The sequence below is a fragment of the Corallococcus praedator genome (assembly GCF_003612125.1).
In the GTDB taxonomy this organism is placed as follows: Bacteria; Myxococcota; Myxococcia; order Myxococcales; family Myxococcaceae; genus Corallococcus; species Corallococcus praedator.
Genome location: NZ_RAWI01001429.1, coordinates 1 through 387, shown reverse-complemented (window position 1 = coordinate 387; position 387 = coordinate 1). Strand labels below are relative to the sequence as shown.

Here is a 387-nt window from a genome sequence, read left to right as displayed (position 1 = left end):
CACCCCAACTCAAGCGGAATAATTCGTTTTTGCTGAGATAGGTCAGTACGCTTTCGGTAGGCATTTCAGTAATCGTGCGCGTCCCGAAAAACGGCGGAGTCGGAATATTCGTAGCGGGTTTCACGCTTGAAACGCCTGTTTTGCCGCTGCGACGTGGGGATGGCGGCTTACCCAGTTCTTCCTGTGCCTCGGTAATAATCCGATCCAGAAACAGCGGACGGTTGGTATCGTTGACCAACTGTTCCATCGTATCCAGCCCCTCGAAGGCGTCCTTGCAGTAGAACACGCCGGGTTCGTAGGGTAGTCCGCCATCTTCCAGAAATAGAATCCGCCGCCCAAAACGCCGATTGATAGCCGCGCCGCCGATCAACACCGGATATTGCAGCC

At 54.8% G+C, this 387-nt stretch carries 1 pseudogene; it reads right to left on the bottom strand.

Annotation, left to right across the window (positions count from 1 at the left end):
* Positions 1 to 387, bottom strand: a pseudogene (locus D7Y13_RS46760) (methionine synthase); the annotation flags it as partial.